At 63.5% G+C, this 19,846-nt stretch carries 22 protein-coding genes and 1 tRNA gene; 8 read left to right on the plus strand and 15 right to left on the minus strand.

Features of this window, described 5'->3' with window-relative positions:
* The coding region (locus tag KKP04_RS00005) for a M48 family metalloprotease (RefSeq protein ID WP_215024677.1) at nucleotides 1–873 on the minus strand (873 nt) is incomplete at its 3' end.
* A gap of 75 nt (nucleotides 874–948) precedes the next feature.
* Here KKP04_RS00005 and KKP04_RS00010 point away from each other — a divergent pair.
* Entirely contained in the window at nucleotides 949–1,317 is a 369-nt protein-coding gene (locus KKP04_RS00010) for a hypothetical protein (RefSeq protein ID WP_215024681.1), read from the plus strand.
* A gap of 6 nt (nucleotides 1,318–1,323) precedes the next feature.
* On the opposite strand, the gene KKP04_RS00015 is transcribed toward KKP04_RS00010, so the two are convergent.
* The 6 genes from KKP04_RS00015 to KKP04_RS00040 all read right to left on the minus strand — a co-directional run bounded on the left by KKP04_RS00015 (nucleotide 1,324) and on the right by KKP04_RS00040 (nucleotide 6,854).
* Complete coding sequence (locus KKP04_RS00015; protein ID WP_013419070.1) at nucleotides 1,324–1,842, minus strand: hypothetical protein; 519 nt, start codon at nucleotides 1,840–1,842, stop codon at nucleotides 1,324–1,326.
* A gap of 11 nt (nucleotides 1,843–1,853) precedes the next feature.
* A complete protein-coding gene (locus KKP04_RS00020) occupies nucleotides 1,854–3,827 on the minus strand; it encodes a type IV secretory system conjugative DNA transfer family protein (protein WP_215024684.1) in 1,974 nt (657 codons plus the stop codon).
* A 133-nt stretch (nucleotides 3,828–3,960) separates the two neighbouring features.
* Nucleotides 3,961–5,172, minus strand: a complete 1,212-nt coding sequence (locus tag KKP04_RS00025) for a relaxase/mobilization nuclease domain-containing protein (protein ID WP_215024687.1) — start codon at nucleotides 5,170–5,172, stop codon at nucleotides 3,961–3,963.
* Nucleotides 5,172–5,561 carry a plasmid mobilization relaxosome protein MobC gene (mobC, locus tag KKP04_RS00030; protein WP_215024690.1) on the minus strand — a complete coding sequence of 130 codons (390 nt, stop codon included), beginning with the start codon at nucleotides 5,559–5,561 and terminating at the stop codon, nucleotides 5,172–5,174. The genes KKP04_RS00025 and mobC overlap by 1 nt, the downstream gene beginning before the upstream one ends.
* Nucleotides 5,562–5,878: 317 nt before the next feature.
* Nucleotides 5,879–6,217, minus strand: coding sequence for a hypothetical protein (locus tag KKP04_RS00035; RefSeq protein ID WP_215024693.1), 339 nt, complete (start codon nucleotides 6,215–6,217; stop codon nucleotides 5,879–5,881).
* Nucleotides 6,218–6,359: 142 nt separating this feature from the next.
* Nucleotides 6,360–6,854: a hypothetical protein gene (locus tag KKP04_RS00040; protein ID WP_041787325.1), complete on the minus strand. Its 495-nt coding sequence runs from the start codon at nucleotides 6,852–6,854 to the stop codon at nucleotides 6,360–6,362.
* Nucleotides 6,855–6,917: 63 nt separating this feature from the next.
* Between KKP04_RS00040 and KKP04_RS00045 the strand changes: the two genes are divergently transcribed.
* Nucleotides 6,918–7,148 (plus strand): helix-turn-helix domain-containing protein, encoded by a 231-nt coding sequence (locus KKP04_RS00045; protein WP_215024697.1) that lies wholly within the window; start codon nucleotides 6,918–6,920, stop codon nucleotides 7,146–7,148.
* Between the two features lie 22 nt (nucleotides 7,149–7,170).
* A complete protein-coding gene (locus KKP04_RS00050; protein ID WP_215024700.1) occupies nucleotides 7,171–7,932 on the plus strand; it encodes a hypothetical protein in 762 nt (253 codons plus the stop codon).
* A gap of 93 nt (nucleotides 7,933–8,025) precedes the next feature.
* Here KKP04_RS00050 and KKP04_RS00055 read toward each other — a convergent pair.
* The 5 genes from KKP04_RS00055 to hemC all read right to left on the minus strand — a co-directional run bounded on the left by KKP04_RS00055 (nucleotide 8,026) and on the right by hemC (nucleotide 12,986).
* Nucleotides 8,026–8,101, minus strand: a tRNA-Thr gene (locus KKP04_RS00055).
* A gap of 272 nt (nucleotides 8,102–8,373) precedes the next feature.
* Complete coding sequence (locus tag KKP04_RS00060; protein ID WP_215024703.1) at nucleotides 8,374–9,951, minus strand: heme biosynthesis protein HemY; 1,578 nt, start codon at nucleotides 9,949–9,951, stop codon at nucleotides 8,374–8,376.
* A 47-nt stretch (nucleotides 9,952–9,998) separates the two neighbouring features.
* A complete protein-coding gene (locus KKP04_RS00065; RefSeq protein WP_215024706.1) occupies nucleotides 9,999–11,099 on the minus strand; it encodes a COG4223 family protein in 1,101 nt (366 codons plus the stop codon).
* Between the two features lie 77 nt (nucleotides 11,100–11,176).
* Entirely contained in the window at nucleotides 11,177–11,884 is a 708-nt protein-coding gene (locus KKP04_RS00070; RefSeq protein ID WP_215024709.1) for a uroporphyrinogen-III synthase, read from the minus strand.
* Between the two features lie 160 nt (nucleotides 11,885–12,044).
* On the minus strand, nucleotides 12,045–12,986 hold the full coding sequence (gene hemC, locus KKP04_RS00075; RefSeq protein WP_215024711.1) for a hydroxymethylbilane synthase: 942 nt from the start codon (nucleotides 12,984–12,986) through the stop codon (nucleotides 12,045–12,047).
* A 182-nt stretch (nucleotides 12,987–13,168) separates the two neighbouring features.
* Here hemC and tsaD point away from each other — a divergent pair, with 182 nt between their 5' ends.
* Nucleotides 13,169–14,239: a tRNA (adenosine(37)-N6)-threonylcarbamoyltransferase complex transferase subunit TsaD gene (tsaD, locus tag KKP04_RS00080; RefSeq protein WP_215024714.1), complete on the plus strand. Its 1,071-nt coding sequence runs from the start codon at nucleotides 13,169–13,171 to the stop codon at nucleotides 14,237–14,239.
* 117 nt (nucleotides 14,240–14,356) lie between these two features.
* Nucleotides 14,357–15,397: an NAD(P)H-dependent glycerol-3-phosphate dehydrogenase gene (locus KKP04_RS00085; protein ID WP_215024717.1), complete on the plus strand. Its 1,041-nt coding sequence runs from the start codon at nucleotides 14,357–14,359 to the stop codon at nucleotides 15,395–15,397.
* A gap of 102 nt (nucleotides 15,398–15,499) precedes the next feature.
* Here KKP04_RS00085 and KKP04_RS00090 read toward each other — a convergent pair whose 3' ends face one another.
* Complete coding sequence (locus KKP04_RS00090) at nucleotides 15,500–16,039, minus strand: PRC-barrel domain-containing protein (protein WP_215024720.1); 540 nt, start codon at nucleotides 16,037–16,039, stop codon at nucleotides 15,500–15,502.
* Between the two features lie 316 nt (nucleotides 16,040–16,355).
* Nucleotides 16,356–16,844, minus strand: coding sequence for an isoprenylcysteine carboxylmethyltransferase family protein (locus KKP04_RS00095; protein WP_215024723.1), 489 nt, complete (start codon nucleotides 16,842–16,844; stop codon nucleotides 16,356–16,358).
* A 26-nt stretch (nucleotides 16,845–16,870) separates the two neighbouring features.
* Here KKP04_RS00095 and cobT point away from each other — a divergent pair, with 26 nt between their 5' ends.
* The 3 genes from cobT (at nucleotide 16,871) to KKP04_RS00110 (ending at nucleotide 19,387) form a co-directional block, all read left to right on the plus strand.
* Complete coding sequence (gene cobT / locus KKP04_RS00100; RefSeq protein WP_215024726.1) at nucleotides 16,871–17,917, plus strand: nicotinate-nucleotide--dimethylbenzimidazole phosphoribosyltransferase; 1,047 nt, start codon at nucleotides 16,871–16,873, stop codon at nucleotides 17,915–17,917.
* A 13-nt stretch (nucleotides 17,918–17,930) separates the two neighbouring features.
* Complete coding sequence (gene cobS, locus KKP04_RS00105) at nucleotides 17,931–18,692, plus strand: adenosylcobinamide-GDP ribazoletransferase (protein WP_215024729.1); 762 nt, start codon at nucleotides 17,931–17,933, stop codon at nucleotides 18,690–18,692.
* A gap of 71 nt (nucleotides 18,693–18,763) precedes the next feature.
* Nucleotides 18,764–19,387: a histidine phosphatase family protein gene (locus tag KKP04_RS00110; RefSeq protein ID WP_215024732.1), complete on the plus strand. Its 624-nt coding sequence runs from the start codon at nucleotides 18,764–18,766 to the stop codon at nucleotides 19,385–19,387.
* 6 nt (nucleotides 19,388–19,393) lie between these two features.
* On the opposite strand, the gene KKP04_RS00115 is transcribed toward KKP04_RS00110, so the two are convergent.
* Complete coding sequence (locus tag KKP04_RS00115; RefSeq protein ID WP_215024735.1) at nucleotides 19,394–19,765, minus strand: DUF1491 family protein; 372 nt, start codon at nucleotides 19,763–19,765, stop codon at nucleotides 19,394–19,396.
* Between the last annotated feature and the right edge of the window lie 81 nt (nucleotides 19,766–19,846).

The raw sequence follows: 19,846 nt of genomic DNA on the forward strand, positions 1-19,846 counted from the left end.
CGCCCACGATGCGCGGAACATCAGCGTCCTGTATTCCTTCTCACGCGGGCTCATCTCGCCGCCGAGTCCCTCTACCTTCCTGAGCGCGTTCTGCATGGCGTCGGGACTGGTGAGCGACGCCCCGATGGCGTCGGCGTAGAATTCCCGCGAGCGGGACAGGCGCCGCGTGAGGAGCTCCGAAGCGATCCCCACCGTAAGCCGACCGAGAGCCGCAAGACCAAGGCCGATAACGAGACCGCCTTCGGCATCACGCGCCCGCTTGTCGGACACCGAGGCCGCGAAATACAGGGCAATCATCAATGCGAAGCCGATGATTCTGAACACCCAGTCGAACATGGACTGGAAGCCCGCCGCCATCTGCATCCGGCTCATGTCGCCGGTGGCGATGTGACCGAGTTCATGGCCAATCACGGCGTCCAGTTCCTTTTCGGTCAGTCTGCCAAGCAGCGGTTGGCCGATGATCACGGCAGCATCGTGGGGACTGGAGCCAACCGCGAAGGCATTGGCGATGGACACGGTTCCGACAGTGGGTAGCGGCATCTGGAGCTTGCGGGCAAGGTCGTGGACCCGCTGGGTCAGGGGATCTGACGGGGACAGGTAGATGACCCCGAACATTCTTGCCGCTTTGCCCTTCATGGCGCCGTTCCGGACGGACCCGAAAAAAAGGCCTGCGAAGCCGACCACAAGCGCGACTTGAAGCGCGGTCGACAGGGCGGGGAACGGCTGCGGCGTGCAGTAAAAGCAGGGCTTGACCGGCGGCATGGAGGACAGCACGACATAGAGAGATGCCGCGAACGCGGCCGTGAGCTGAACCGGAATGGTCCAGGCAGGTAGCCACAGCTTGCGGTAATCAAGCGGTTGAGACGAAGTCATTGGACAATCCTCGGAAATGACTCGCGTGCGAAAAGGGCTATGTTACGTTTGGCTCAAATCCATCGGAGGCCCGGCATGTGGTCCCGCGACGCACTGGTTGACCTTGTCGAAAAGCGCCGGAAGGCGAAGGAACAGCTCCCCAACGCCGATGCGGCGGTGCTGGCCTATGCCCGCTGGCAGGGGCTCACGCAGGAGGATGGCATCGACCGCGACGCCGCAAAGGAAGCCCTCGACCGCCTTGTCGACGCCGCCGAGCCCGAAGAATGGACGCGGCTCACCGAGCTCGCGGGCCATGTCGACGACAGGCTCCTCAAGAGTGTCATGCATTATGCGCTCTCCCGCGCACTCGAAGACGTGCAGGGCAGGATCCGCAGCCTCGAAGACGGGCCGGAACCCGCGCCCGACACTCCGTCCCGCAGGCGCGGCCGAGGCCGCAGCCGCTAGCATCGCTCAGCGGCTCCGCCCGCGATGACGCTCCCGCTGCCGCTGCAAATCCCGCGCGGGCTCATGCACATCAAGCGCGCCTGACAGCATCGCCTTGCCACGCGCATCCGTTTTCGCCCATACGCTCACCCGCATCAGGGCTTCGCCGTTGCCGGGATTGAAATAGCCCCAGTAATCCGGCGCCTGGGCGTGCTCCGGGGTTTTCCGGATGTTGGCGAACAGCAGCACCTCTCCCGGATCGACCGCAAATTCCTTCCCGTCAGACTGCGCCTCCTCAATAAGGGTTTCCGAGGCGGATACCGGACGCAGCAGCGCCGCAATCTGCTCCTGGGCGCTCTGGCTTACCCGCCCGGCAAGAAGCGTGTGCCCCTTCTTCGTAGTGTGTGCCCAAAGAGCAATCCGCCGCTCGCTCGCATCATCCGGAAGGGTGAGGCTGCCGCTGAAAGCGGGTCGGGCATCACCCGGCTCCTTGTCCGGATTGAGGAAGGCAAGTAGCCGCCCTTGACGGCGCTGGTCGTTCTCCATTCTGGGTCATCCTATGCCTGTTGGGAAAGACTGATGCGGGGAGGAGGCAGCGCCATCGCATCCGCGAAGTCGCGGTAAGCGTAGCGTTTGTCGAGGAGCACCGGGTCGTGGCCGCGCGCGGTCACGATGATCTTGTCGGCATAAGCGCGGCCCATGAGCTCGTAAGGCTCTGCAAGCGGCTTCTTCTCGCCGCTGAACAGGTGGACCACCGTGCCGAGCTGGGGTGCAAGGAAGCTTGCGGCCTGATTGTCGGGCTGCATGAAGCTCCGCACCCGGCAGGCGTTGATGAGACCATCCGCGCGCTTGCCGTAGGTATCCCGGAGCTGCCCCAGATATTGCGCAAACAGCCACAGGCGAAGCTTGGCGCCGCGCCCCACGTCGAGAAGACGCAGGATGCTCGCCATGTTGCCGAGCTGGGGGAATTCGTCGAGGAAGAACGTGATCGGAAGCCTGCTCCCGACCGTATGACGCAGCAGGAGATTGGCATGCTGCTGGACGATGAGCCGAACGATCGGGGCATAGGTGTCAATGTCGTCGCCGCTCAGGCACAGATAGACTGTTGTCCCCGGCTGCTCGCGCAAGGCGAGCGGCGTCCAGTCCGAGCGCGCCATAGCCGCCCGCAAGCGAACCGACCGGGAAAAGATTGAAAGATAGCGGCGCGCCGCGTCGAACACACCGTCGATGCGGTCGTTGAGGCTCGATTCCACGGCCACGGCATTATCCGCCAGTGCCGAGATATTGTAATGCTGCGCCAGCACCTTCAGCCGTGCCATCAGCTTCGGCGTGGGAGAAGTCCGGTAGGCGGCGTCGGCCAACCCGCCCGGGAAGTTGACCGGGACGGCAAGCATCTCCATCACCGTCGCCAGATTGCGCCGCTCAGCTGGTTCGGAGAGCGCAACCGCAAGCGCGAAGGTAAAAAGGTAATCCCGGCCCCGGTTGTCCCAGAACGGATCCTTGCCGCCCGCGTCAGGCGCGATGATCTGGCTGGCGATGAGCTCGCAGTCCACTGCCGCCTGAATGGGGTCGGCACTGACAAAATCAAACGGGTTATAGGCGTGGGTGTTGCCTGCCGGATCGGTGGGCGCGAAGCGGTAGACCGGCCCGAAATGTTTCTCGCGGTAGCCAGCTGTCGCCTCCCACAGCTCGCCTTTCACGTCGAGCACGAAGGCAGAGCCCGGATAGGACAGAAGATTCGGGATCACCTGCACCTGGCTCTTGCCGGTTCCGGGCGCCGCGATGGTGATGAGGCTTTCGTCGCCGCCATAGCGGAACGGTTTGCCGTCCGGTGTCCAGCCGATGGTGAGGTCGTCCGGATTGGACGCGGTCGTGAACGTCTCGCTCGGCGCCGTGTGCTCGAACCAGCGGCTGCCCTGATTGAGGAAGGTGCCGATTTCAGAACCGGCGGGCGATGTCACATGCCGGGCACCCGCGACCGTATTGGCTGTCTGCGCCAGAAACTGCTGATAGGGCTTGAGGATAACCCGCAGCACCGCATGCAGCCCCTGATTTGCCTCGCGCTCGTGCTTTTCGCCCTGCCAATGGGGGTCTGCAATGACGGCGCATTGCCCGCCACCATAGGCAAACTCAGCGAGAAAGGCCTCATACTCCCGCCCGCTGATATGCTCACCGGCCCTGAGCGCCGCCATGCCGCGCACCAGCCCCTTCTCCTGATCCGCCAGCGAAATGGACGGCCGCGACACCGTATAGCTCCGGATGATCCGTTCGAGCTTCAGCCGTTTGCCGCGATCGTACCCCCTCTGCGCAGAACCGAGGAAATAGGTCAGGATACCGACGCCGCTTGCGCCGATGGGACCGAGGATGTCCTCCTTCGAAACCATCGGATGCTCGCCAAGCGCCCCGTCGAAGATCTTCTGGAGCTGCCTGTCGGGGATTGTCGCAAGGATATCCGCCACGGGCGCGGAAATCCGCCCCGCAGGGTCGTTCAACAATGCATCAAGCGAGGACAGGAAAAGAGAGGGCGTCATCGGATCCCGGAAAGTTCGCAACCATTGGTAGCGTCAACTTAACCAATGCGCGCGATGATTCGCATCGGCTTTTCCTTTCCGGAAAGCGGCTATCCTCAAAATTCAGCGGCTGCGGCTCCGCCCGGCATGATGATTACCGCCCCCGCCCGCGATCACGACGCCGCTGCCGCGAAGGTTCAGCCCGTGGCTCCGGTTCGAGCTCCTTCTCCTTGAACATGTCTCTCGTGAGTTGCTCAATAAGCGGCCTGCCTTCGTCCAGCTTCTCCCGCGCCTGCTTCAGTTCTCGCGCCGCATTTTTCACCTGCTCGCGGGAAGCGAGGCCCATGTTGTAGAGAGAATACGTCATATCGGCCCGATCGCCCGCGTCCTTCAGGTTCGCATAAACATCGGACCCCTCCTGCGGTTCAGTACAACGGGAGGGCACTTCACTGCGAGGTTCAGGTGCCGGTTTGGGGACCGGCACGGGCTTCTGTTCCACGGGTTTCGGCCGCGACGGCACCCGCGCCTTCTGCATCGCCCGCTCCTGGGCGCGCACCTCATCAAATGACGTGAAACTCTCGTTGAACCGCTCTTCCAGACCCTTGAGGCGGATGTCCCGCCCAAGGTCCGACAGCTTCATCGTGCCCGTCTCGTTTGCGAGCACCAGCCCCTGCCCCTTCCGAAGCACCGAAAACCCCTCCGCCGCCAGCCGCATATCGAGCTCACCCCAACTCATCGCGCTTAACACAAGCTCGTGCAGCCGTTCGCGATGCGTGTCCTTGGCGGTGGCATCGAAGCGCGGAAGGTCGCGCTGCTTGAGGCGCCGGTTGCGCTGGCGCTCGGGATTGGCGGGAGCCCGTGACTTTCCGTAGAACCGCTCGGGATCGTTGTGCCGCCCCGGCACATAGTCCATCCCCATGCCCTCGGCCTGGCGGCGAAGCGAGCACTCGATGCGCCGGTAGTCGTGGCTGTTCTTCCACGCGCGACCCGTCTCCGGATGGACGCGGTTCGCGACGATATGGACGTGGCGGTGATCGGTATCGCGGTGCGCGACATACAGCATCTGGTGCTCATCAAGCCCCAGATCGTGACAGGTGGTATCGGCGACCAGCCGCATGATGTCATCGGTCGGGGCCTCGTCATGGCGCCAGCTGATGACGTAATGATAGACCGGTGTCTTCACCCGCTTGGACTTCTGCGCCGTGAGCCGCATCAGCGTCGCCGCCTTCTTCGGATCGGTGACGAGCAGGTTCCGCGTCTCCACCCACGCCACGCGTTCGGGCGACGGCTCATCCTTCTTGCCGAACAGGAGGTAGCTCACGACCCCGCGAAAGCTTTTCCCCTGATCCGGCACCTTGCCAATCATCAGAGCGACGCCTCGATGACGGTGATGGCGGCCTTGAGGAGCGCCTCATGCTGGGCCAGCATCGCTTCAATCTCTCGCCGTGTCAGCGGCACCATGCCGGTGTTGGCCTGCCGTGCCAGTTGGTTCACATTGGTGCCGAGCTTCTTCACCTGCATCGCTAGTTCGTGAATCTCAACGAGCTTCAGCATTGCGGGAGAAGCCCGCTTCGGTTTTGGCGGCTCCTTCGGCGTGGCGGCACCCACATCATCGAGGAGGCTCCGCATGTATTCACTCTGGCTTACGCCCGCTCCATCGGACAGTCGCGCAAGCTTCTCCGCCTGGGCATCGGTCAGCTGGACCCGGATACGCCGGTCCACGGGATCGGGTTTCTGGTATCCCCTCGCGGGCATGGTTCGTTAAGCCTCCCCGGCGTTTGAGGGGCAAGCAACCGCGCTTGAGCCACAGGCGAATGCGCGGGCCTTTGAGCCCATTTTTGGGCACAAAGGCATTGCTTGCTCCCTTACACAGACGATACCGACTCCCCGACTCTGCGTACCAGACGCACTGCCCAAAATGACGCCAAGCTTGTCACCAAGGTGCCACGCTTGAAAGGTCACGGCGGGGGCTGTCTGCCCCCGCACCCCCGAGGATTTGTCGGCCGGTGATGCGAAAGCCTCTGCTTACCCCTGCGGGCATAGATTCAACTGGACTGACGGGAACTCACTCCCTATCGGGAAAACGACGCAGAACGGTTTCTGGCGCGCCTGCGGATGCCCCAGGGGTTGCCGCAAACGGCCTCACGGTCGCAAACCGCCTTCAACCGCTCGAACGGCAGCAGCAGCACCTCAGACAGCGGCACCCCAAGTCGCCGCGCCGCCTCGGCCAGTACGGCCTCACGCACCGCGTACCGGTCGGCCTCAAACTCATCCTCATACGCACAGAGGCCCGCCTCGATATGCAGCCGCATGCAGCTGCCCTCGGCCATGAAGTAGCTCACCACCGAACCCATCGGCAGCACGAAGATACACTCCCGGTCCCGTCCATCAATCTGGTGTGCGAACAGCATGGCACCATGCTCCTGCATTCAACAGAACCACGCAACCTTGGTGCCAAGCTAACAAGCAGTCGCGATACGTCCTATCCTGACAGCATGGTCCTGAAACGAAGAAGAAAGCCGGGCACCGTGGTGCCATGCTTGTCTCAGCAAACTAGCGACTCCGCCCCCGGTCTCGGCGGCGGGAACGGGTGGCACCATGCTCCGGTCCTGCCCCTTCGGTCAGCACCAGCGGCTCGGGCGCCTCACCGTTGCGTGACATCGTACGTCTGATGATGTCGAGGGTGGCAAGCTCACCATCGATCGCCATGACCCGCTCCCCATCGTGGGTGACGTCACGGCGCATGTTGTCCTCCAGGGTCAGCGTATCGAGCCTGTCCTGCGCGGTGACGAAAGCGGCGAGCCGCTTACGCAACTCCACGTTGAACGCCGCCTCCCTCGCTTCGGTCTCCGAAAGGCCGAACTTGACGGGATCCCGGCTGACCAGGGATTCTGTGTAGGTGGCACCGAACTCCTCGGTGAGCCCGACGGGGTCGTATCTCGATCCCAGCAGCTGCGGGAACAGCTCTTCCAGCCGATCGCGCGCCTCGAAAAACTCCGCGCTCGCCCGCGAAATGGCGCGGCGCAACTCTTCGTCGACCTTCGACATCTCTTCCACCTGTGGTAAAGGCCTGCTAAGAATCAGAAATAAAGATTCTTTCTAGAGGACGCAATGAGCGATCACCCGCTCTCCGCAATCTCCGGCCTTCTCACTACCGTCGAAGCGGCGGCGTTCCTGCGCCTATCACCCCGCACCCTCGAAGACATGCGCGTGACCGGCACCGGTCCGCGCTACTTCAAGCTCGGGCCGGGCAAGCGGTCAAAGGTCGTCTATCGCAAGGAAGACTTGGAAGCGTGGTTCACCCGGTTCGGGTTTAATTCGACGTCGGAGTATCGCGATTAAATCTTACTGGGCCTGGAGACCAATGCTCACGTTGCACGCCCAAAAAGCGAATTTTTTAAGCCTCACAGAGAAGGACCTTGACCGGCCAATTTACCGGATAATGCCCGAAATTTTTGTTCTTGATATGTTCTCGCTTAACAAAAACACGCTCACCCAGACACACAAATGGAAAGATAAGTTCGAGAACTTCCTCCTGAATGCCGGGGGAATTTTCGGCACAGCGGCTTTCGACTATGGTTTCAAAGATGCCTTCGTCGGGCAATGCTGGACGAGCCACAGCCGATCCGAAGCTATGTGGGGCATTTACGCAAATGACCCCAACCAACGATTTCTGCGAATTCGGTCAACCCCGCGAAGATTGCTGTGCGGCTTGGTCGCCGCTCGCCCGGAGGCATCCCAGGATAGGTGCTTTATCGGCAAGGTCCGATATGTGAGGGAGCGCACGCTTCGCGACTTTCTTTACAACGACGGTGAACTTCAAATTTCGCCCGCTCGGTTCGCCCACTCACTCTTGCTGAAGCGTCCGGCTTTCAAACACGAGGGTGAGTTTCGTTTGCTCTATTTTGGGAACGCCGGTGATTACCAGGACGGCTTGTTCAGGTATGCCATCAATCCACACGAGCTAATCACTCAGATAATGGCAGACCCAAACAGAGACCGGGAGCATTGGGTTAGGGATAAAGCTGGCATTCAAAATGCGACCAGATTTGCGGGAGAAATAAAGCGGTCGAAAATTTACGACCCGCCTGATTGGAAGCCGCCCGTCTATCACGCCTCTTATTAGGAGGGGGGAAGAGGCGCGTTGGAGCGGTGCATGGGTTGGTAGGCTGGTGGTAGGTTGCCCCGATTTCAGACGAGTCAATTTTGGGCTAAGTAATGGTGCCGCTTGCGTGACTCGAACACGCGACCCCCTCATTACGAATGAGGTGCTCTACCGGCTGAGCTAAAGCGGCGATGCGGGCAAACCCGCGTGACAATGCATAGCAACGGACTACTCTCGGTGCAAGTCCGCTCTGAAACATATTTCGGGCAAACGTCCCAAGGGAAGCTTTGCATCGCACCACGATCACGACAACGCTCAACGACGACAACCGAGCCGGGACACACAGGGCGCGGGTCCTCAGGCGAGCAGCCAGAAACGCACGTAACGCCGGGCTTGCCTCATCTTCAACACACAGGCAGCCCCGCGCCCTGACGGGCGGTCGATCCAAGCGATCGCCCCCTCTCAGCGGCGGCGGAATCGGTCGACCGGAGTCGTAACCTCTTCGGCTTCCACGGTCGCCTCTGACGTCGGGACGAGAGCGTTGGACGTCCCCGTATCGTTGGCGGGCGTCGGCGCCGTCTTGGCCGCGTCGGACGCCTCCTTGCCGACCGGAGACGCAACCACATCCACCGGCTCGTTTGAACGGCCGGACAAGCCCTTGGCCTTTGCATAGGAGTCCGGCAAGGATTCACCTTCGAGCGATACCACGTCGAGAGCTGAAATCTCCGCGGCGAAGTCCTCCGGGTTTGCTGTGGCGCTGGCGGGCGGGGTCTTCCACTCGAAACTGCCAAGCGCACCGGTCGACGGCGAAATCGGCTGCCATTCGGCGGAAACGGTGCCATCCGCCGCAACCCAGACCGGGTCCGGAGCGCCGCGCGCCGCCTTTGCCAGCCATTCGCGCGCACGGCCCGAATCGCGATTCTGCCCGGCCTCGATGCGCGCCATCAGGCGACAGACGCGCGCGGGTGGATTGTTCGCGAGATAGGGTTCGAGCGCAAGCCGCGCCGTCTTCCATTCCTGCGCGTCGATGGCGGCAACAGCCACGGCGACCGCTCCTTCGAGCGTCTGCGACCCCGCTGCAACGAGCGACTTCACCCGGGCGAGGCGGTCGCGAGGCGAGTCGCCGCGCCGCGCATGGGCAAAGGTCAGCGCGATCTCGGGATGCTGCGTCGAACGCCACGCCTGCGTGAGAATTTTGGTCGCGCGCGATGTCTGGCCCTGCGTGGTGAGGATGCGGCCCGCCACCACGGCGGCGGGGATCAGCGTCGGCGACAGGTCGAAAGCTTCCGACGCATAGGCGAGCGCCTTGCCGGGCTGCGAATCCTCCAGCTCGATGGCGAGCTGCGTGAGAAGCAGCGAACGGCGCCGGTCGGCTTCCGGCTTGCCGAGATGGCGATGTTCCTTCGCGATCTGCAACGTCTTCAGCGCGGACCGCCAATCGCCCTCACGGGTCTGGATCTCGAAAAGCGCGCTCGAAGACCAGGCCAACGCGGGGTTCGCGGTCAGCGCGCGCTCGGCAAACTGCTTGGCAGCCTCGTTCTGGTTCGCCTTCTTCGCTTCCATATAAAGACCGCGAAGACCAAGTTCGGCCATCTCGGGCTTTTCGAGCATGCGCTCGAACGCCTGGCGCGACGCAATCGAATCCTCGTTCAACTGCGCCGACTGCGCCTGAAGCAGAAGGGCGAGCGGCTCGTTCGGCACAGTGCGCCTCGCGATGGCATCCGCCTTGAGCGCGGCAGACTTGTCGCCCGCTCCAGCCGCGAAAATCCCGCGGCGCACGGCGTCCTGGCCTACGCGCTGGCGGCGGCGCTCAACCCTGCCGCGAAACTTCTTCGGGCCGGTCCAGGTGAGGAGGCCGAGCCACCCCAGAAGGAAGACGATAACAAAGGCCAGCAGCAGAGCCACCGCGCCGATGAAGACGCTCGTCTGGATGTCATAGCCGAGCCACTGGATGGTGACGTTACCCGGCCGGTCGGCGATCCAGGCAAACCCGACAGCGACAAGGACGATGAGCACGAAATAGCCGATGAGGCGGGTCATGACTTAAGTTCCAAAGTTAGCGAGTTCGCGCTTGGTTGCCGATTTCTTCAGTTCTGGACGGCCTGCGGCTTTGTCAGAGATGCGATTAGCTGCTGATCGGTATTCTTCACGGCTTCGTCGGCGGCCACTCGGGCTTTCACCTGCTCAAGCCATGCGCCGATTTCGTCCTTCGCCGTAGCGGGCAGCGTGTCGGCGGCCGCAAGGGCTCCCGCGGCATTCCCAGCCTTCAGCGCGGACGAAACCCGTCCGAGGATGGCCTCGACCGTATCGCCATCATCGCCGGACGGCTTGACCTGAACCGCAGAGCGCGCGCGCGCCATGACCTGGCCCACGACGCTGTCCGGCGACTGCTTCTGATAATGACGCTGGATTGCCACGCGAGCCGCAGCCTCGAAACTCGTCCGCAGCGCGGCGATGGAGGGCACGCCCTTTTCCTTGTAGGCCGCGAGATCCGACACCGGAAGTTTCTCAGGCGACAGATTTTCGATGGCCGTCAGTTCTTCGGCGAAGGGCCGCCCATCGGCGACAGCGCGCTTGAAGTTCGAGAGAGCAAGCGAAAGCGCGGCATTGCGGGCGTCCGCGCGCCGTTCGCCAAGGCCGCGTTCGAGACCCGTGATACGATCCCCGATGGGCGCGATCTGGTCCGCGACAGCCGCCGCCACAACTTCCTTGCTTGGCTCGATGCCGGGCTTCTGCTCCACGGCTTCGATGCGCTGGATCAGCGATTGCAGGGAAGCGCTCGAATCGGCGCCGGTCTTTTCGATGGCATCGAGGCGGTTGTTGATCTCGGTCAGATCGACGGGCGGAGCCGCCGCAGCCGGGCTCGCTTCCGCCGCCGCGACGGGGCGCGCGCGCACGGCGTCGCCGAGTTGTGTCGTCCGCTGCTGGAGGTCGGCGATCTGTCGGCGCGCTTCCGCGTCCGTGCCGCTGCTCGTGTCGGTCGCCACTGCGAAATACACCGCGCCAGCGCCGACAACGCCGCCAACGAGGCCCGCCGTCAACGCCGTCAGAAAGCCGCCGCCTGAACGTTTCGGCGCCTGCTCGATGATCTGCGGTTTCGGCCGGGGCGAAGTATCGGCGGCCGCCGTTGCGGACTTGGCCTTTTCGCCATCGATGATAGTCGGTCTCGGTTTCTTGTCTTCGGGCATCGTCGGACCAGCCTATTTATCTTTTTTGCAAACGCCATCTTCCACAGGATCGTGGTTTCGGAAGGGCACGGTTGCGCCTAACGTACAAGGTCCAGAAGAGCCTTGCGATTCGGCCTTTCGGATATGTAAACGCGACAAGGTTCGAGCGTTCGAAGTTGCTGCGCCACAGTTTCCGATATGCAAAAATACACCATTTTTTTAGCGCATTCGGCCAATCGGTGCCTGTGACATAATGAAACGTATATTTCCGCAGTCCGCGGCGAGAGCAGCGTCACGCCGTCGAGCGTGCCGCGTTCGATCATCTCGGCGATCTCGGGAGTGAACGCCTCGGCAGCTTCCATGACATAAACCGCCAGCGACCGCGACGGCATGCCGTGGCGGATCAGTTCTCCGACGATGTCGAACGAAAGATGTTCACCCGCAACGTGGATGAAGCGCGTACCGGGCGCTGCCATGGCGATGATCGCAGCGGCGAGTTTTTCGCCGGTGTCTTCGACAGCGAGTGGCTTTTGAAGGCCGCAATGTCGGGCGCGCCGCGCGGTCGCGTCGCCGACGCAGTAAATCGGGAAGCGGGCCAACCCACCGATTGCGCCAACCTGTTCCAGCGCACGCAGCGTGTTCCCGCTCGTGACGATGAGCGCGTCCGTATCTTCAAGCTCCGACGCGTCGAAATCGAGCATGCGAAGTTCGATGAGCGGCTGAAGCACGGGCTCGTGCCCAAGCTCCCGCAATTCATCCGCGAACGGCGTGGCGTCCTGCTCCGCTCTCGTTACCAGCAAACGCATTCCGCCTCCGCCGTCGCATGAACTTCGCCCGATGCAGTGAACCGACATCGCATCACCTTCGCCGGTGCATATCAGATCTCTGTCCCAGGCACTGCATTATTCAATTAGAGCACAGGGCGCAGAAGCCGCGAAATGCGGCGTCCGCGTGGCGCAAGATGGGTCAGGCCGCCGGGGGGAACACATCCTTGCCACCCCGGGCGTAAAGCTCCTTGGCGGCGTCCTTGCCCATGGCGGCCGCGTCGTTTGCGCTGCCTTCGCGGGTCGTTTCGTAGATGCGTGCGCCGTCAGGCGTGAGGATCGCGCCCTTGAACGACACCTTGCCGTGGCCGTCGTAACGGGCCAGCGCGGCGATGGGCGTGCGGCAGGAACCGTCGAGTTCGCTGAGGAAGGCGCGCTCGGCATCGATGGCGTAGCCGGTCGCTTCGTCATGCAGCGCCATGATGAGTTCGCGCGTCACCTGATCGTTCGAGCGGATCTCGATGCCGATGGCGCCTTGCGCGGGCGCAGGCAGCATTTCCTCCACCGGGATATGCGCCGTGATGCGGTCCGAAAGGCCGAGCCTGTTCAAGCCGGCTGACGCCAGCAGCGTCGCGTCCGCCACGCCGTCTTCGAGCTTCTTGAGCCGCGACTGGACGTTGCCGCGAAAAAGCACCGTCTTCAGATCCGGGCGCTTGTTCTTGATGAAGGCTTCGCGGCGAATGGAGGCCGTGCCGATGACGGCGCCTTCCGGCATGTCTGCAAGCGATTTCGCCTTGTTGGAGATGAACGCGTCGCGCACATCCTCGCGCGGAAGATTGCAGACGATCTCAAGACCGTCCGGCAAAAAAGCCTGCACGTCCTTCATCGAATGAACGGCGATGTCGATCTGATCGGCGAATAACGCCTCTTCGAGTTCCTTGGTGAAAAGCCCCTTGCCGCCAACCAGAGACAGGGCTTTGTCGAGGATCTTGTCGCCTGTCGTCTTGATGACGACGCGCTCGAATTTAACCTCGTCGCCATAGATCGCGGCCAGGCGGTTCTGTACTTCGGTAGCTTGCGCCAAAGCCAGCGCACTGCCACGTGTACCAATGCGAATTTGCCTTGCGTCTGAGTGATTTTTCATGGTTGTGTTGACTTAGGTTGTAGGGGTGCGTCCGACTTCTTGAGGATGCAGAGGATTGGGACACTAAGCATATCGCAGCCGCAAGGTACAGCACTAAAGCAAGACGGAATTAGACACGGATCATGCAGCAACGCGCGAGCACCGGAGCAACTATGGAGCCGGGGGCGACAAAAGACCGCGAGTTGACAGTGTTGGGAATCGAGACGAGTTGCGATGAAACAGCGGCTGCTATTGTCCGGCGCGGCCCTTTCGGCAACGGCACACTTCTCTCGTCTATCATACGGTCGCAATTCCAGGATCACGAGGCCTATGGCGGCGTCGTGCCGGAAATTGCCGCGCGCGCGCATGTGCAGGTGGTCGACAGCATCGTCGAGGCGGCGCTGAGAGAGGCGCAACTCGACTTCGGCGACATCGACGGCGTGGCCGCGACGGCCGGGCCCGGGCTGATCGGCGGCGTCCTCGTGGGCCTCGTCACGGCGAAGGCCATTGCGCTCGTGCATAACGTGCCGCTCGCCGCGGTGAACCATCTCGAAGGCCACGCGCTGACGGTCGGCCTCACGGAAGGACTTCGCCCGCCATACCTTTTGTTGCTGGTTTCCGGCGGTCACACGGAATTTCTGAAGGTTGGCGGCCCGTTCCAGTACGAGAAGCTCGGCGGCACCATCGACGACGCCCTCGGCGAAGCGTTCGACAAGGTCGCGAAGATGCTCGGCCTCGGCTTTCCCGGCGGTCCCGCCGTGGAGCGCACAGCCGCCAGCGGCGATCCCTATCGCTTCGATCTGCCGAGACCGCTCGCGGGCCGGACCCGCCCCGACTTCTCCTTTTCGGGCCTCAAGACGGCCGTTCGTCAGGTCGCACTAATGCACGCGCCGGTGTCGAGGCAAGTCGCCGCCGATCTCTGCGCATCGTTCCAGAGAGCAGCCGCCGACGTGGTGCGGGACAGGCTTCGCGCGGCCATGACGATCTATGAAGCGTCCGGCTTGCCGAGGCGGCTCGTGGTCGCGGGCGGCGTCGCCTCCAACCGCATGCTGCGAGCAGCCCTGCTGAAAGAATGCGAGGCGTCCGATTATACGTTCCACGCGCCGCCGCCGGGGCTCTGCACCGACAATGCGGCAATGATCGCCTGGGCGGGCGCGAATCGTATCGCGGCCGGGTTCGTCGACGGCCTCGACGTTGCGGCTCGCGCGCGCTGGCCGATTTCCGAAGTATCTGTTTCGGTCGAGGCGGTGAAGGAGCTTTCCGCGGCGGAATGACCCTGACCGGGTCTGCGGGTTGCGCGGTCGCCACCGCCCCGCTACCACAGCCGCCGGGATCGACATCGCCCGCCGCCGCATGTCGGACGGGCATTTTTTTGAAAGGGCGGCTCCGTCATGGTCACGAACACCTCCGGCGAGGCGACACGCCTGCAACATATCGGGGTCATCGGTGGCGGCGCATGGGGAACCGCGCTTGCGCAATCCGCCTGCCGCGCGGAACGCAAGGTCACGCTCTGGGCCTATGAGTTCGAGACGGTCGCCGAGATCAACGACCACCGCACGAACCGCGTCTATCTGCCGGGCGTCGCGCTCGATCCACGCATTCGCGCGACAGCCAAGGCGAAGGACGTCGCGGCGGCCGACGCTCTTCTTTTCGTTGCGCCGTCCCAGTTTTCGCGCGCCGTCGCCAGCGAGATCGCGCCGTATCTTCGAAGCGGCACGCCCGTCGTGATCTGCACCAAAGGCGTGGAGAACGGCTCGAACGCGTTCATGAGCGAGGTGGTGAGCGAGGTTCTGCCCGGCGCGAAAATCGCGGTTCTCTCCGGTCCGAGCTTCGCGGGCGAGGTGGCGCGCAACCTGCCCACGGCGCTGACGCTCGCCTGCGCGGACGAGGCGCTCGGCGCGGAACTGACAGCGGCCCTCGCGCATCGCACCTTCCGCCTTTACTGGACCGACGACGTGACGGCGGCGCAGGTGGGCGGGGCGGTGAAGAACGTGCTGGCGATCGCCGCAGGGATCGTGGAAGGCCGAAAGTTCGGGTCGAACGCTCACGCGGCCATGGTCACGCGCGGTTTCGCGGAGCTCGTGCGGCTCGGACGCGCGCTCGGTGGACGTTTCGAAACGCTGACCGGGCTTTCCGGCCTCGGCGATCTCATCCTGACCGCATCGAGCGTTCAGTCGCGTAACATGTCGCTCGGGTTGGCGCTTGGGCAGGGCCGCATGCTGTCCGAGATTCTCGGCCAGCGGAAGTCCGTCTCCGAGGGCGTGCATTCGGCGGGTGCGGTTGTCGCGCTGGCGGCCAAGCACGGCGTCGAGATGCCGATCTGCGAGGCCGTCCACAGCATCGTCAAGGGTGAGACAAGCGTCGACGACGCCATTGACGCGCTGCTGTCCCGCCCGCTGCGAGCCGAGGTGGATTTTCCGCCCGCTTCGTGATGTGACGCGCGCGCCGTTGCGGCTTGCCGCGCGTCCTTCGTCCGTCGAAAGAAACGCAACAAAAAAGGAGGCCGAGCCTCCTTCCTTGCATATTTTTGACCGCTACTGCGTCGTGTTGGGGGTTTCGGCAGGCTTGTTCTCGTTGATCTTTTCCTTCGCCTGTTCGTAGGCCTGGCCGGCCTTTTCCTTGGCCTGCTTCCAGCTTTCGGCCGCCTTCTGGCGCCACTCGGTCACGCGCTGATTGAACGCCTGGTCGTTCAGCGTCTTGTACGCCGGGGCGGCCTTCAGCTGCTCCTTCGTCGCGTCGACCGTGAAGACGTGCTTGTTGTCTTTCACTTCGGATTTGATCGCGTCGAACGGGACAGCGACTTCCTTCTCGCCGATGCCGAGGACGCCGCCGACGCCGATCACCGCGATCGCGATACGGCCGTCCTTGTCGAACACGAGATTTGCAATCTTGCCGACCTGCTGGTTGTCCTTCGTGAGGACGGGCGTGCCTACAAAGTCGGTGCCGAGCACTTCGTCGTTCGTCTGCTGCTCAATGAATGTGACAGGAGCCGTGCTGGCGGGTGCCGTCGTCTGCGCTGCGAGGGGGCTGACAGCGATCATCAATGCCGCAACAGCCGTGAGTGTCGTTTTCATTCGGGAAACTCCATGTTCGCCGTGCCAAGAAACACGGGTGGTAAGACACACGCATATAGGAAAGGTTCCGGTACGGAGGAATGACGCGAGATCATGAATATTTCGAAAGCCTCGAGCTTCCAGATCGACCGAAACGGAACAACGTTGCAAAAAACGCCGGAGCCGATTCAACCTCTGCGGGTTTGATTCGTCCGTAGGATGAGGAGTTGCACCGTAACAAAGGCCGTTTTCGGGCCGATTTTGCTGCCACAGCGGCGGTTTGCCCCGATCGGCGATTTATCCTGAAAAAAAGCGCGTCACGCGAAGCTCGGGCCGCTCAAAGCCAGCGGCGCACGCGCTTTCGATACTCGATGAACTGCGGGCCGAATCGCGCGGCAAGATAGGCTTCCTCGCGCTTGACGACGCGCTCCTGCATGTAAAGGAGGAGCAACGGCGCGAGCAGGATCAGCCAAAGGTTGGCCAGCGCGAGGCCAAGGCCGACCATGAAGAACATGAACGTCAGGTAGAGCGGGTTGCGCGAGAGGGAGAAGATGCCGCTTTGCACGAGCGCCGTGGCCTTCTCGCCCGGCAGGATGGCCGTTCTGGCCCGGAACATCTCGCGCGCGGCAAACATCGCGATCACGAACCCCGCCACCATCAGCGCATTGCCCGCGACGACGCTCACGACGTCCGGCTCTCCCGAAAGCAGCGGAACGAAATGCTGAAGCGCGAAGCCCGCTGCAAGGAACAGCAGAAGCACCACCGGCGGCTTCGGAAAGATTGGCGCATTGACCGGCTCGCCGCCCGTGTGATCTTTAGTGCTCATCGCTTGCCTCTTATAACAGTGATCCCATGCACAAAGCTGAACGGTTTCCCTCTGTCACGCCGCTTTCGCGCGACATCGAATCAGCGCTTCGCGCCGCCATCGACCAGAAGGCGAAGCCGGTCGGTTCGCTCGGCCGCATCGAAGCGCTGGCCATCCATGCCGGTCTTATAACGCAATCCTTAAAACCAGACCTAGGTCGCGCGGCGCTTGCCATTTTCGCGGCCGATCATGGCATCGTCGCGGAGGGCGTTACGGCTTATCCCGCCGAAATCTCGACGCTCGTCACCGGCATGGCTTGCGACGGCAAGGCAGGGGGCAATATCGCCGCGAAAGGCGCGGACGTCGAGGTGTTCGTGATCGATGCGGGGCTTCGCCAGCCGCACCCACCGCATCCGCGCCTTACGTCGAGGCGCATCGGCCCCGGCACGCGCGATTTCCTGCTCGAACCCGCGATGACCGACGATGAACTCGGCGCGGCGCTGCGCGCGGGCTTCGAGATCGCAAAGGAGCTGAAGGCGCAAGGCTTCGGCATGCTGGCGCTCGGCGAGATCGGCATCGGCAACACGAGTTCGGCGGCGCTCGTCGCGCATTGCGTCACGAAGCTGCCGCTGGATGTCGTCGTCGGTCCCGGCGCGGGCGCACCGCCAGCGGGGATGCAACACAAGCGCGATGTGCTCGCCCGGTCCTTCGCGCGCGCTCCAGTCGGCACCGGCTTCGACGCGCTGCGCGAATTCGGCGGCTACGAGATCGCGATGATGGCGGGCGCGATGTTCGGCGCGGCCAACGCGCGCCAGGTGGTGATCGTGGATGGCTTCATCGCCACCGCCGCCGCCTGCGCCGCGGTATCCATCGACCCGAACCTGCGCGACTATCTGCTGTTCTCGCACCAATCGGCGGAGCCCGGCCACATCGGGCTCATGCAGTGGCTGAACGCGGAGCCGTTCTTCAGCTTCGGCATGCGGCTTGGCGAAGGCACCGGAGCTGTGCTTGTGGTGCCGATGTTGCGCATGGCGCAGGCGATGCTCGACACCATGGCCGACCTGCCGGGACCGCACCCGACGCCCGCCAAATGAGGCCGCACCCGAAATGATCGCCTTCGTCCGCACGGAGTTCTGCCTGTTCCTGAGCGCCGTGCAGTTCCTGACGCGTCTGCCGGTGCCGGGGCTGTTCGCCTTCGACCATGCGTGGCTCGACCGAAGCGTGAAATATTTCCCGCTGGCGGGCGTGGTGGTTGGCGGCATTTCGGCGGCGGTGCTGCTGGCTGCGTCGCTCGTTTGGAGCGGACCGCTCCCGGCGATGCTCGCAGTGGCGGCGGGCGTCGCTGCGACGGGCGCATTTCATGAGGACGGCTTCGCCGACTTCTTCGACGCCATGGGCGGTTCGACGAAGGAAAAGCGCCTCGCGATCATGACCGACAGCCGCCTCGGCACATATGGCGTGGTGGCGACGGTGTTGAACCTCGGCGTGAAAGTGTTCGCGCTGGCCGCGCTGCCGGTGCCGCTGGCGGCTGCCGCGCTCGTCGCGATCCACGCGGGCGGACGGCTTGCTGTCATCGCGGCGATGCCGGTCCTGCCCTACGCGAAACCGGTCGAGGCCGGGAAGATGAAGCCTGCCGGGCACAGCGTCACCGCGCGCGGGCTCGCCGTCGCCGCCGTGTTCGGGCTTGCGCCGTTGGCGCTACTGCCGTTGCCGCTCGCGCTGGCGGGGCTGGCGGCGGGCGTCGCCGCCGTGCTGTTCATGGGCTGGCGGGCGAAGCGGCTGATCGGCGGCTATACGGGCGACGTGCTCGGCGCGTTCGAGCAGAGCTTCGAACTGGCCTTCCTGCTGGCGCTGGCTGCGTGCGTGTAAGCTTTTTCTAATCGCCGGACTGGGGAAGCTGCGGGGTGCGCGTCCAGATCGGCCCAGGTTTCGAGATCGTCATGAAAGCGGTTCAAGAGAACGCTCAATCCCTGGCGACGATGCACGGCGGGCTCATCCTCGCGCGGCACCCGAAGCCGGTGGTTGAGGCGGGCGTATGTTACGGGCGCATGGATCTCGCCTGCGACGCGAGTGAAGTGGCCGACGCCGTGGCGCGCCTAATGCCATATGCCAGTGTTGCCCTGGTTTACGCGAGCCCGGCGCGGCGTTGCCGCGACCTGGCGTTGAGGCTCGATCCGGCGGCGCGCATCGATGAGCGCTTGCAGGAACTCGACTTCGGCGCATGGGAGGGCGTGCGCTGGGACGCCATCGCCCAATCCGATTTCGACGCTTGGGCGAACGGCCTGCCCGAGACTGCCCCGCCCGGCGGCGAAACGCTCGCCGCAATGGCCGCGCGGCTTTCGGCCTGGCTGGCGGATGTGAGCGGCATCGCTTCGGAGGCCGGGCGCAGGCCCACCCCCCCAGTCGAAACGGGGACGTGCGCTGCTCCCGCCATCCTCGCCATCACCCATGCCGGACCGATCCGCGTTCTTCGTGCGCTCATCGAAGGCTTGCCGCTGCTCACGCACTTTTCGCAGCCTGTGCCCTATGGCGCCGCCATCGAAATGGCAAAGAGCAAGCTATAGCCCCGATCACGAAACAGCGGCCGCAGCCGCGCCCAGCATGTGCCGCCCCTGGGGCGTTTCCACCTCGAGAATCCAGATGTCGGGATCGCGGCTCGCCTGCCGCTCAAGGTAAGCATCTGCTTCCGCCTCCGCCGCGTGAGGCGCGTAGACCGGCTGCCATGCCCGGCCATCTTCCAGAAAAAGCGTCCCGGCGGGCGACATTTCGGCGAATTGCGACGAGAGCGGAGCGTAAACCTGGGCTGTGCCGTCGAGCGCTGCGACCTTGATATAGATCGCGCCCGCATCCGCATCGCCGTGACGCACCAGCGCGGCGGGAATGAAAGCCGCGTCGAGGCGGCGCAGATAAGCACTCACCCAGATGTGAGATTTAACGCGCATGGTCTCCCCTATCTCCCCCTGTAATGAGGCAAAGGCGAAACGCTCCGCCAGCGTTGGCCGTTGCCTTGGTCATTGTGCGAC

The organism is Rhodomicrobium sp. Az07, from assembly GCF_018619475.1.
Taxonomy (GTDB): Bacteria; Pseudomonadota; Alphaproteobacteria; order Rhizobiales; family Rhodomicrobiaceae; genus Rhodomicrobium.